The following is a 12,477-nucleotide window of genomic DNA, read 5'->3' as shown; positions in this document are numbered from 1 at the left end:
AAATTAACCCAGTCAGCTTTTAGATTAGAACGTTTTGCGGCTTACCTGTTGATTTATTAAGAAGTATGTAGAATCTGACGCATCAAAGTTATAAATTCTATAGCCAGCACTCTTAGTTATCTGAGATTAAGATTAAGTTTTGTAACTAATGGTTTACAAAAACCTACGGCACAGATTTGCCTATTTAAAAAGATTTGCGATTAGAAACAAAGAATTTTGGATTTTAGATTTTGGATTTTGGATTGACCTTGTCTTGAAAATGGGGATTGGGTAATTGGTAATTGGGTGTTTGTTATTTCTGCTCATCTCCCTCATCCACCTCATCCCCCTCATCTCCCCTGCCTCTTTTATCACCAGCTATACCCTAAATGTCCAGTATTCGATAAACTCAGAATTGCTGCATTGTCGCTTCAAAAATGTCAGATCCTCAAACCGTTAGCACTGCTGTTGCCAAACTCTACGATACCTATCCATTTCCGCCAGAACCACTGCTTGATGAAGCCCCACCTGGGTACAATTGGCGTTGGAATTGGCTAGCAGCTTATAATTTTTGCACTGGACAGAAGCCACAAAAGCAGAATATTCGGATTTTAGATGCAGGATGTGGCTCTGGGGTGGGAACAGAATACTTGGTGCATCTTAACCCTCACGCACAAGTCGTCGGTATTGACCTGAGTGCTGGTACATTGGCAGTCGCAAAAGAACGTTGTCAACGTTCTGGCGCTAACCGTGTGGAGTTTCATCACCTGAGTTTGTTCGATGTCGAACAGCTACCAGGTGAATTTGACTTAATTAATTGCGTTGGCGTTTTGCATCATACCTCTGACCCCATTCGTGGAATTCAAGCCTTAGCCAAAAAGTTAGCCCCAGGCGGTTTGATGCACATTTTTGTATATGGTGAGTTGGGACGCTGGGAAATTCAACTGATGCAAAAAGCGATCGCTCTCCTTCAAGGTGAAAAACGTGGCGATTACCGTGATGGGGTACAAGTTGGGCGGCAAATATTCGCTTCTTTACCAGAAAATAATAGGATTGCCAAACGGGAAAAAGAGCGCTGGTCATTAGAAAATCATCGGGATGAAAACTTCGCTGATATGTATGTTCATCCCCAAGAGATTGATTACAACATTGAGACGCTATTTGAATTAATTGACGCTTCTGGCTTAGAGTTTATCGGTTTCTCCAATCCTGGTTTCTGGCAATTAGACAGACTTTTAGCGAAAGCACCCGATTTGATGGAGCGAACTAAAAACTTGAGCGATGCCTCCGGCAGGCTACGCCAACGCCAAATCTACCGTTTAATTGAATTACTCGATCCAGAAGTTACCCATTACGAATTTTTCCTAGGTCGTCCTCCGATTACGAAAGCTGATTGGTCAGATGATAACGCTCTATTGCAGGCAATTCCTGAACTTAATCCTTGTATAGATGGCTTTCCCAGCCAATGTATATTTAACTACGATTACCAAATAGTTAATTTGTCAGCAGAAGAGTTGGAATTTCTACAACGCTGTGATGGTAATTCTACAGTGGCGCAAATAATATCTGCTGTACAGCTAGAGTTAGATAAAGTGAAACAGCTGCTCAAGCAACAAATAGTGATGTTGACTCCAACCTCAATAGATTTGGACTCAGTTAGCTCACGCGGTTAAACCAAGCTATGTAATTACCTATTCAGGATTTCCACTATCTCACTCAAGTGCTTACATAACAATAAAAGTTCGGATTTTGAACTATCCGGATTTTTTTTATTCAAAAAATATACATTTACCCGAAATTTACAAAACCCTGCAAAAATATAAAGTTTTATTCAAAAATACTTTTTTTGCTTCCGTATAAAAGTAAATGCTAATACATTGTACTTGTTATCTCTTACGAGCTTGTACTTACGTAGTTCTACATTAATTAAAGGAGAATTTGCGGATGAAATTAGCGAAAAAGCTGAGTATTGCCGCTACTAGTGTTATCTTGTCTGTTGCTGCTGTTAGTGCTAAACCCTCTGAAGCTGCAAGTGTCAAGTTCGCTAGCCAAGCTGGTGGCACATTTAATTACAATGTAGTTACCGATACAAACAATGAAACGTTGGCTAAAAGTAGTACCATTACAGTTTCTGGTTTGGCTGGCGTAACTAATGTTAATGTTGCAGATTCATCATTTCTGAAGATTTTTGGATTTGATGAAAATCAGGTTGTTTTGACACTGAAGAAAGCAGCAACAGGTACTGCAATAGGGAACCCCTTTGCAGGATTAGATTTTTCTATAATCAGTAAATTTACAACACCAGCTACAGTCAGTTTCTCAGTTCTCAATGGTACTCAGTTCAATGCTGGGAATACCACTGGGCCTATAGAAGATGTCCCTGAACCTATGACAGTTGGTGGCACATTAGTAGCTATTGGCTTTGGTACTTGGCTGAAGCGCAAGAAAGCTGAGTCTGTGCAGAAAGCTTAGTTAATAAACCCTTCTCACTCAAACCTCCTCTTAGTTAACGGGGTGCAACAACCACTTTGATAAGACATAAATTTATGCCCCTAGAGATTGCCTGTAATTCTCTCTGAGGGGCATTCATAATTTAGGGCATTGGGTATGGGAAAGACAGATTTTCATGGCAAGACTTGTGTCAGAACCTGGTATGAATGGCTGACTTGAAAATTATACTAACTAGCTACAATTTAGATTCGTAATCAAGAGCGATCGCTCTTGTAAATCTTGGCAGAATATTTGATCAATTGTTGTAACATCTAGGCATTACAACTCGAGTATTAGTACTTTTACTGAATAGACCTTAAGAAAATTATTAAGCAGCAAGCGATCGCCAGATCAAGAGCTATTGTAAAGGTGTCTGTGACTAGGTCTAACCCTGTCTCTAATTCTCCTCATCGCCCCTTATTTGGTTGGTTCCTGGCTGCTGAACAACAAGTTAATTGTTTTTTTCTAAAGTATTGTTACCAGATCGTGATATGATTCAGCTGACTGGATGTGCAGTCATCATCCTTATCTGTACTGGTTTCGAGTCTCGTGAGCTTGTCAGACGAATCAACTGCATCGACTCCAACAACAACACCAAATGCTCAATCTGGTTCTGATGACGAAGAACGAGTAAACTCTATGGGAGAGTTCTATCAACTCTACCAGAAGTTGTTGGTAATCACACTTGTGTTGACAGGGATAATATTTATCTCTGTGTGGATTTTTTATTCCCTAAACATTGCTCTGAATTATTTGATTGGAGCGTGTACAGGTGTGGTTTACTTAAAAATGCTGGCCAAAGACGTTGAGCGACTCGGTGGTGAGAAAAAGCGTCTGAGTAAAAGTCGTTTTGCTCTATTTATTGGGTTGATTGTATTAGCAACTCAATGGCATGAGTTACAGATTTTGCCCATTTTTTTGGGATTTCTAACTTACAAAGCCACGCTCCTCGTCTACACCGTGCAAACTGCGTTTCTTCCTGATTCTTAACAAGTCAGGCTCACAAAGACAATACTCCCATCCTCGCTCGTTGGGGAAAATGCTTGAAGAATGCAAATGCTTAGTGTCTTAAACGCCTTTAATTCATTTCCCCTAGCCGAATTAGAAGTAGGTCATCATTTCTACTGGCAATTGGGCAATCTGAAAATTCATGGGCAGGTTTTTCTCACCTCATGGTTTGTGATTGGCATTCTAGTAATAGCCTCACTAGCTGCTACTCGCAATGCACAAAGAATTCCTCGCGGCATCCAAAATTTGATGGAATATGCCCTAGAATTTATTCGGGATCTGGCAAAAAACCAACTTGGTGAGAAAGAGTACCGCCCTTGGGTGCCATTCATTGGCACATTGTTCTTGTTTATATTCGTATCGAACTGGTCAGGCGCGCTCATCCCTTGGAAACTAATCAAGTTACCTTCTGGTGAATTAGCAGCTCCCACCAATGACATCAATACGACCGTAGCATTGGCATTGCTGACCTCTTTGGCGTATTTTTACGCGGGTTTTAGCAAGCGGGGTTTGGGCTACTTTAAAAAGTATATTGAGCCAACGCCTGTTCTGTTGCCGATCGCGATCCTAGAAGATTTCACCAAGCCCCTCTCCCTAAGCTTCCGTCTATTCGGAAATATATTGGCGGATGAATTGGTTGTAGCGGTGCTGGTTCTGCTTGTTCCTCTATTTATACCTCTGCCTGTGATGGCTTTGGGTTTATTTACCAGTGCCATCCAAGCCCTGGTATTTGCTACCCTGGCTGGGGCTTATATTCATGAGGCGATGGAGGGACATGGTGGAGATGAGCATGAGGAGCATCATTAACGCTTCTCAGGAGATAGCACAGTTCCGACGAGCATAGATGCTCAAAACATCGCCCAGTGCGATTTGTGAGAACTCGGTGCAGCGTGGAAACCACGTCTTTACTAGTTAACCTACTTTTGTTAGTTCTGTACTTCAAGCAAGGAAAATCATCATGGATCCATTAGTTTCTGCTGCTTCAGTTCTGGCTGCTGCTCTAGCAATTGGTTTAGCTGCAATTGGCCCTGGTATCGGTCAAGGTAATGCTGCAGGTCAAGCAGTAGAAGGTATCGCCCGTCAACCCGAAGCAGAAGGCAAAATTCGGGGTACTCTACTGTTAACCTTGGCGTTCATGGAATCCCTCACCATTTACGGTCTGGTAATCGCTTTGGTGTTGCTATTTGCTAACCCCTTTGCCTAAGACCTAAAAGTTTTATGATTGTAGAGACGTGAATCTTCACATCTCTACAATTAAAATCTTTTGGGTATTTAGTCGTTCTGATGTAAGTTACCCTTGTTGGCTAAGGGTTCCTAAAATTTAAACGGTTGGATGATTTTGCTAGCCATGAACACTGCTACTCCAGCCAAAGAGGAGAGAAATGTTTGATTTCGATGCTACTTTGCCCTTTATGGCATTGCAGTTCCTGTTGTTAGCAGCTTTATTGAATGTAATTTTCTATAAGCCACTGACCAAGGTGCTGGACGATCGCGATAATTACATCCGAACGAATACCCTTGATGCCAAAGAACGCTTGGCTAAAGCCGAACGCTTAACCCAGGAATATGAGCAACAACTAGCAGACGCTCGCAGGCAATCGCAAGCGGCTATAGAAGCAGCTCAGTTGGAAGCTAAGAAAATTACTGCCCAAAAAATCGCTGAAGCGCAACAGGAAGCTCAACAAGAAAGAGAACGAGCTGCTATTGAAATAGAGCAACAAACAACAAGCTTTTTGGCGAGTTAGAACAACAAGTTGATGCTCTAAGCAGACAGATTCTAGAAAAACTAGTTAGGGCCGGCTCGCCAGATAAGCGACAGTATTAGGTTCTGTGGCAAGTAATAAGAATGTCCCATGTTGCCCATCTACAAGTGGGCTGCTCGCTTGCTAATACGCTGTATTTTTCTTTAGGGAAATAAAGGTTCTTAACTTCTCAAGATCTATTAAGTTGCTGAACTCCGGAAAAAGTTCTTTGACACTTAATTAAGTCTTCGTGGCGGGTTGCCCATCTGCGCGTATGCTTTCACAGAACCTAATACTGTCGCTTATCTAGCGAGACCCGTCCTTAATAGTTTTTCTAGAATCTGTCTGCTTAGAGCATCTAACCTTGTTTTTCTCTACTTCAATATAGCTCGTTCTCTCTTGTTGAGCTTTTGCCAAATTTCAGCGATGAGTATAGAAAGTAATTTTCTTAGCTTCCAACTGAGCTGCTTATATATTCGCTTGCGATACGTGGGAGCGTCTGCTAGGTTGTTACTCATATTCCAGGGTTATCGTTCGGCTTTAGCCAAGCGTTGGGTGGCATCAAGGGTATTCGTTCGGACAGACCCTTCGCGAGTGACAAAACCAGTTAATCTTGGTCAGTATTTATAGAAAATTACATTCAATAAAAGCTGCTAACAACAGGAACCGCAATGCCATGCGGCAAGTAGCATCAAATCTACTATTTGTCATAAATCATTCCAGAACGTTTAAATTTTTTAGGAATTCCTTAGCCAACAAGGGTAACTTACATCAGAACGATTGTCAGACTTAAAAGATTTCCATGATTGTTGAATCTTCACATCTCTACAATTAAAATCTTTTGGGTATTTAGTCGTTCTGATGTAAGTTACCCTTGTTGGCTAAGGGTTCCTAAAATTTAAACGGTTGGATGATTTTGCTAGCCATGAACACTGCTACTCCAGCCAAAGAGGAGAGAAATGTTTGATTTCGATGCTACTTTGCCCTTTATGGCATTGCAGTTCCTGTTGTTAGCAGCTTTATTGAATGTAATTTTCTATAAGCCACTGACCAAGGTGCTGGACGATCGCGATAATTACATCCGAACGAATACCCTTGATGCCAAAGAACGCTTGGCTAAAGCCGAACGCTTAACCCAGGAATATGAGCAACAACTAGCAGACGCTCGCAGGCAATCGCAAGCGGCTATAGAAGCAGCTCAGTTGGAAGCTAAGAAAATTACTGCCCAAAAAATCGCTGAAGCGCAACAGGAAGCTCAACAAGAAAGAGAACGAGCTGCTATTGAAATAGAGCAACAAAAACAACAAGCTTTTAGCGAGTTAGAACAACAAGTTGATGCTCTAAGCAGACAGATTCTAGAAAAACTATTAGGGCCGGCTCTCGCTAGATAAGCGACAGTATTAGGTTCTGTGAAAGCATACGCGCAGATGGGCAATTGCCACGAAGCGCTTAATTAAGTGTCCAAAAAAGGCACTTTTTTCCTTCGGGAAGTTCAGCAACTTAATAGATCTTAGAGAAGTTAAGAACCTTTATTTCCCTAAAGGAAAATACAACGTATTAGCAAGCGAGCAGCGCACTTGTAGATGGGTAACATGGGCACATTCTTATTACTTGCCACAGAACACTCTGAATTAGCAGAAGGCGCAGCAGAAGGTGGTTTCGGTCTAAACCTAGACCTGTTTGAAACCAATCTCATTAACCTAGCGATTCTGGTTGGCATATTATTCTACTTCGGACGTAAAGTTTTAAGCAATATCCTCACCGAGCGACGGTCAAATATTGAAACCGCAGTTCGGGAAGCAGAAAAGCGCCAAAAAGAGGCACAAATTGCTTTATCTCAGGCGCAAGAGCAGTTAACTCAAGCTCAGGCAGAAGCGCAACGCATCCGCAAAGCTGCCGAAGAAAGCGCCCAAGCGGCTAAAGAAGCTCTGTTGGCAAAAGCAGCGCAAGACGTAGAACGCTTGCAACAAACAGCAGCAGCAGATTTGAACACAGAAAGAGAGCGAGCGCTGGCCGAACTGCGCCAGAGGGTAGCTGCATTAGCATTGCAAAAAGTCGAGTCAGAACTGCGGACTGGTATTGCTGACGATGTTCAACAAACAATAATTGACCGCAGTATCGCGCAGGTGGGAGGAAGCTGATGAAAAGTAATGTAGAAACAGCCGAAGTCGCCCAACCTTACGCACAGGCTCTGATGTCAATTGCTCAATCCCAAAATCTGACGGAAGAATTTGGTGAAGATGCGCGCGCATTGCTGAATTTGTTGAAAAATTCAGCGCCACTGCAAAACTTAATTGACAACCCTTTTATTCAGCCTGAAAAGAAAAAAGCAGTAATCACTCAAATATTGGGTGATGGCGCAAATCAGTACTTACGCAGATTTTTGCAGCTGCTGGTAGACAAGCGCCGGATTTTCTTCTTGGAAGCGATTTTGCAGCAGTATTTAGCGTTGTTGCGCCAGCTGAATCAAACCGTGTTAGCGGAAGTTACTTCAGCTGTTCCCCTCACAGAAGCTCAACAACAAGCTGTAAAAGACAAGGTTTTGTCCATCACTAATGCTCGCCAAGTAGAACTGGAAATCAAAACCGACCGTGATTTAATTGGTGGTTTGATCATTAAAGTAGGATCGCAGGTAATTGACGCTAGTTTACGGGGTCAGTTGCGCCGCCTTTCTTTGCGCTTAAGCAGTTCATAGAAATTCAGAAGTTTCGGTGAACCGATTACTCTGTTCCGTCTCCCAAGAAAAAAAGTTAGACACATGAGCATTTCAATCAGACCTGACGAAATTAGTAGCATTATTCAACAGCAAATCGAGCAATACGACCAAGATGTCAAAGTTGCTAACGTCGGTACCGTATTACAAGTAGGTGACGGTATTGCCCGGATCTATGGTCTGGAAAAGGCTATGGCTGGGGAGCTATTGGAATTTGAAGACGGCACAGTTGGCATCGCCCAAAACTTAGAAGAAGACAACGTGGGCGCGGTGTTAATGGGTGAAGGTCGGGAAATTCAAGAAGGTAGCTCTGTAACCGCTACTGGAAGAATTGCCCAAGTACCCGTAGGGGAAGCTTTGATTGGACGAGTTGTTGATGCATTAGGTCGTCCCATCGATGGCAAGGGAGATATCAAGTCTTCAGAAAGCCGTTTGATTGAATCTCCAGCTCCTGGTATTATCGCTCGTCGTTCTGTACACGAACCGATGCAAACCGGGATTACAGCTATCGACTCCATGATTCCCATCGGTCGCGGTCAGCGCGAGTTAATCATTGGTGACCGTCAAACTGGGAAAACCGCGATCGCAATTGACACCATCATCAACCAAAAAGGTGAAGATGTCGTTTGTGTCTACGTTGCCGTTGGTCAAAAAGCTTCCACCGTTGCTAACGTTGTCCAAACACTGCAAGACAAAGGCGCAATGGACTACACCGTAGTCGTCGCCGCTAACGCCAGTGACCCTGCAACTCTACAATTCCTCGCTCCTTACACCGGAGCCACCATTGCTGAGTACTTCATGTACAGAGGCAAAGCTACTCTCGTCATTTACGATGACCTTTCCAAGCAAGCCCAAGCTTATCGGCAAATGTCCTTGCTGCTACGTCGTCCACCCGGACGGGAAGCTTACCCCGGAGACGTATTCTACATTCACTCTCGCTTATTAGAAAGAGCAGCGAAGCTGAGTGATGAATTGGGTAAAGGTAGCATGACCGCCCTGCCAATCATCGAAACCCAAGCAGGTGACGTATCTGCATACATCCCCACCAACGTAATTTCGATTACCGACGGTCAGATCTTCTTGTCTTCTGACTTGTTTAACGCTGGTATCCGTCCGGCGGTAAACCCTGGTATCTCCGTATCCCGTGTAGGTTCTGCGGCGCAAACCAAGGCAATGAAGAAAGTTGCCGGTAAGATTAAATTGGAACTAGCACAATTTGACGACCTGCAAGCCTTCGCACAATTTGCTTCTGACTTAGATAAAGCTACCCAAGATCAGTTGGCCAGAGGTCAACGCTTACGGGAACTCTTGAAGCAGCCCCAAAATGACCCTCTGTCCGTATACGAGCAAGTAGCAATTCTCTACGCAGGTATCAACGGTTATTTAGATGATATCGCTGTAGACAAAGTTACTAGCTTCACCAAAGGTCTCCGCGATTACTTGAAGACCGGCAAACCTCAGTACGCTGAAGCAGTGAAATCTTCCAAAGCACTGGGTGACGCAGAAGAAGCTGCTTTAAAGGAAGCGCTAACCGAATTCAAAAAGACCTTCAAAGCAACAGCGTAACAATTTTGGATTTTGGAATTTGGATTTTGGATTAAATCTAAAATCCGAAACTCCAAATCTAAAATCTAAAATCTAAAATCTAAAATCGGAATATGCCCAATCTTAAAGCAATACGCGATCGCATTCAGTCGGTCAAAAACACCAAAAAAATCACAGAAGCCATGCGGCTGGTAGCGGCGGCGAGAGTACGCCGGGCGCAAGAACAAGTATTAGCTACCCGTCCATTTGCTGATAAATTAGCGCAAGTTTTATATGGTTTGCAAACCCGTCTGCGGTTTGAAGAAGCCAACTTGCCCCTGCTGAAAAAACGGGAAGTTAAAACAGTCGGGCTGTTAGTCATTGCAGGCGATCGCGGTCTGTGTGGCGGTTACAATAGTAACGTCATTCGCCGTGCCGAAAATCGTGCCAAGGAACTCCAAGCCGAAGGTATTAATTACAAATTTGTGTTGGTAGGACGTAAGTCTATCCAATACTTTCAACGCCGTGACCAACCCATTGATGCTACCTACAGCGGTTTAGAACAAATTCCTACCGCCGCAGAAGCCACAAAGATTGCTGACGAATTGCTGTCTTTGTTCCTGTCGGAAAGTGTAGACCGCATCGAATTAATCTACACCCGATTTGTTTCCTTAGTGAGCTCACGTCCAGTTGTGCAAACCCTACTTCCTTTAGATCCTCAAGGTTTAGAAGCCGCAGATGACGAAATCTTCCGCTTAACAACCCGTGGTGGTCAATTTGAAGTAGAACGCCAAAAAGTGACTACCGAAGCCCGTCCTTTCCCCCGTGACATGATTTTTGAACAAGATCCAGTACAAATTCTGGATTCATTATTGCCTTTATATTTGGGTAACCAGCTATTACGGGCATTACAAGAATCAGCCGCTAGTGAACTAGCCGCACGGATGACGGCGATGAACAACGCCAGTGACAACGCCGGTGAATTGATTAGAACCCTATCGTTGTCTTACAACAAAGCTCGACAAGCTGCAATTACTCAAGAACTTCTAGAAGTTGTTGGTGGTGCTGAAGCATTAACTTAGGGATTTGTCAATTGTTAGTTACAAAAAATAGCCAATTGCTAGTTGTTAGAACATTAGCGATTGGCTATTTTTAGTGTTTGCTACCAAAGATTATTTGCTAGATTCCACAATCATCGCGATGGCAAATAAGCAGAACAACAATATATAGCAATCCTATTTCAGTTGTGAAAAATATCGGTTTTGGCTGTTGACTGTTGACTGTCAACGGTTAACAGTCAACAACCATGCATGTAATATTTCACAAATCATTTAGGATTGCTATAGCTATTTTTAACAACCATTCTCCAACTTGTGCGTGTAATAATACCAATTTGAAGATTAGAAGGCACAACAGTCAGAGTTTAGTGTTGTTGGCAAAACGTTCAACACCAATCTCAAAGCATAGCTTCTCACCCTAAAGAAGGCATTGCCTTTGTTGCCAGATGAAGCTGCGATAGTTAGCTTTTTTTATTTAGGGAAAGTTAAATTTATAAAAATTGTAACCACCAAGATTTATTCTTTACCTTGTACTTAGCATACCAATTACATATTAGATAAAGAATAAAAACTATGAAAATCCATACAAGATAAACATACTGTAAATCATATCCATAATCTTTTGGCATAGCGCTAGATAATAGATAGGGCAGAGTTATTGCCTTCAATCCATATTTGGGTAAGGCTAGCAAAATGGCAGAAAAATGTATCAACCAAAGATGAATAATGTAAAAGAATAATGGTACCCTCCCAAAAATAATCAGAGGTTTGAGAACTGATAAGTTTTGATTTTCAAATATATAAAGTAGCAAAAAAGCTATCCCAAGTGTAATTAATAAATAAGCTAATGATGGGGGATATTTATTGCAATTGAGGAATGATAATATAGTTTTCAAAAATGTAGATTGAATTAACCAAGGTTTCGGATCACCATAAATGTTTATCCCTCTGATAACTACAAAGCTAAAAATTAAACCCCAACCCAAATTTTGTAACCAACGGAGGCGTTGAGTCTTGGTTTTAGTCATCACATATCCAAAGGCATAGCCACATACCATTACTCCAACCCAAGGGATAAGTGGATACACCAAGAAAAAGCGAATTCCTGATGTCGATACAAACATTGCCCGCTCGTGAAGAAATGACCAAAGAAAGCCAAAATTTCCTAGTTGTTTAGCTTGCACACTATCAAGCAAATTATGTCCAATAATCAGTAGGACTCCAAATATAGCTAGATTTCTCATGGGGAACTGGATTAGTAGTGCTAAAACAACCATAGACCAACCAATTGCCCATAGTACTCCTGCCATAAAAGTACCAGGAGAAAATGTCCATGCCAAACTAACTACAGTTAATTCCAAAAATATTAGCCAAAATCCCCTTATCAATAGAAAACGAGCTAGCTCTTGCTTTGTTTTTCCTCTTTTTAAGGAAAGATAAGCAGCCACACCTGCAAGGAAAATGAATGAAGGGGCACATAAATGGGTCATCCATCTCGTCAAAAATAGAAAAATATTTGATTGTTCTATATCCAACGCATTAAAACGAACATTAGAAAAAAAATCTCTGGTATGGTCTAATGTCATCAAAACCATCACCAAACCACGTAGTAAATCTATCGATACGAGGCGTTTAGTTCTGATTTGATCATCATTTTTAGGGTCGTTACTAGAAGCATTTGAATATATATCCATAATTACAACTTACGCCTAATGTGTAAGAAGCAAATTGCTGTTTATGCCTTCTATAGAATCAACGCAACTACCGACGGTATTTATGCAAATTTGTAAATAAGTTATATTTCTTTACTTAATGCTAGGGATGACTATGCCAAAAAAGATTTTTTAAGCTTAGAAATCTGTGGCTGCCGCAACCGCGCAAGAAAGCTGCGCTATAGTGGCTCCGAAAAGTATTGATCTACCTTGATTGTTACAACTCAAGTAAGAAATTAGAGACAGAAATT

Annotated in this window: 11 protein-coding genes and 1 pseudogene; 11 read left to right on the top strand and 1 reads right to left on the bottom strand. The window is 42.0% G+C overall.

The window, feature by feature from the left end:
• The first annotated feature begins 416 nt into the window (after window positions 1-416).
• The 11 genes and pseudogenes from HG267_RS04670 to HG267_RS04620 all read left to right on the top strand — a co-directional run bounded on the left by HG267_RS04670 (window position 417) and on the right by HG267_RS04620 (window position 10,538).
• Window positions 417-1,652 (top strand): class I SAM-dependent methyltransferase, encoded by a 1,236-nt coding sequence (locus HG267_RS04670; protein WP_045870447.1) that lies wholly within the window; start codon window positions 417-419, stop codon window positions 1,650-1,652.
• A gap of 271 nt (window positions 1,653-1,923) precedes the next feature.
• Window positions 1,924-2,451 (top strand): PEP-CTERM sorting domain-containing protein, encoded by a 528-nt coding sequence (locus HG267_RS04665; RefSeq protein WP_045870446.1) that lies wholly within the window; start codon window positions 1,924-1,926, stop codon window positions 2,449-2,451.
• A 567-nt stretch (window positions 2,452-3,018) separates the two neighbouring features.
• Window positions 3,019-3,459, top strand: coding sequence for an ATP synthase subunit I (locus HG267_RS04660; protein ID WP_045870445.1), 441 nt, complete (start codon window positions 3,019-3,021; stop codon window positions 3,457-3,459).
• A gap of 60 nt (window positions 3,460-3,519) precedes the next feature.
• The gene (gene atpB, locus HG267_RS04655) at window positions 3,520-4,284 is read left to right on the top strand and encodes a F0F1 ATP synthase subunit A (RefSeq protein WP_190585891.1); all 765 of its coding nucleotides are present in this window, start codon (window positions 3,520-3,522) and stop codon (window positions 4,282-4,284) included.
• A 151-nt stretch (window positions 4,285-4,435) separates the two neighbouring features.
• Entirely contained in the window at window positions 4,436-4,681 is a 246-nt protein-coding gene (gene atpE / locus HG267_RS04650) for an ATP synthase F0 subunit C (RefSeq protein ID WP_015112744.1), read from the top strand.
• A gap of 178 nt (window positions 4,682-4,859) precedes the next feature.
• Window positions 4,860-5,302 (top strand): annotated as a pseudogene (locus HG267_RS04645) (F0F1 ATP synthase subunit B').
• 876 nt (window positions 5,303-6,178) lie between these two features.
• Entirely contained in the window at window positions 6,179-6,610 is a 432-nt protein-coding gene (locus HG267_RS04640; protein WP_045870444.1) for a F0F1 ATP synthase subunit B', read from the top strand.
• Between the two features lie 192 nt (window positions 6,611-6,802).
• Entirely contained in the window at window positions 6,803-7,360 is a 558-nt protein-coding gene (locus tag HG267_RS04635) for a F0F1 ATP synthase subunit B (RefSeq protein ID WP_045870443.1), read from the top strand.
• A complete protein-coding gene (gene atpH / locus HG267_RS04630; RefSeq protein WP_045870442.1) occupies window positions 7,360-7,914 on the top strand; it encodes an ATP synthase F1 subunit delta in 555 nt (184 codons plus the stop codon). The genes HG267_RS04635 and atpH overlap by 1 nt, the downstream gene beginning before the upstream one ends.
• A gap of 63 nt (window positions 7,915-7,977) precedes the next feature.
• Complete coding sequence (gene atpA, locus HG267_RS04625; RefSeq protein ID WP_045870441.1) at window positions 7,978-9,498, top strand: F0F1 ATP synthase subunit alpha; 1,521 nt, start codon at window positions 7,978-7,980, stop codon at window positions 9,496-9,498.
• Window positions 9,499-9,590: 92 nt separating this feature from the next.
• A complete protein-coding gene (locus HG267_RS04620) occupies window positions 9,591-10,538 on the top strand; it encodes a F0F1 ATP synthase subunit gamma (protein ID WP_045870440.1) in 948 nt (315 codons plus the stop codon).
• 467 nt (window positions 10,539-11,005) lie between these two features.
• On the opposite strand, the gene HG267_RS04615 is transcribed toward HG267_RS04620, so the two are convergent.
• Complete coding sequence (locus HG267_RS04615) at window positions 11,006-12,208, bottom strand: DUF1624 domain-containing protein (protein WP_045870439.1); 1,203 nt, start codon at window positions 12,206-12,208, stop codon at window positions 11,006-11,008.
• Window positions 12,209-12,477: the final 269 nt, after the last annotated feature.

Source organism: Tolypothrix sp. PCC 7601, assembly GCF_025677855.1.
Classification (GTDB): domain Bacteria; phylum Cyanobacteriota; class Cyanobacteriia; order Cyanobacteriales; family Nostocaceae; genus Aulosira; species Aulosira diplosiphon.
The sequence above is the reverse complement of the archived record's forward strand: the minus strand, read 5'-3'. Positions and strand labels throughout refer to the sequence as shown.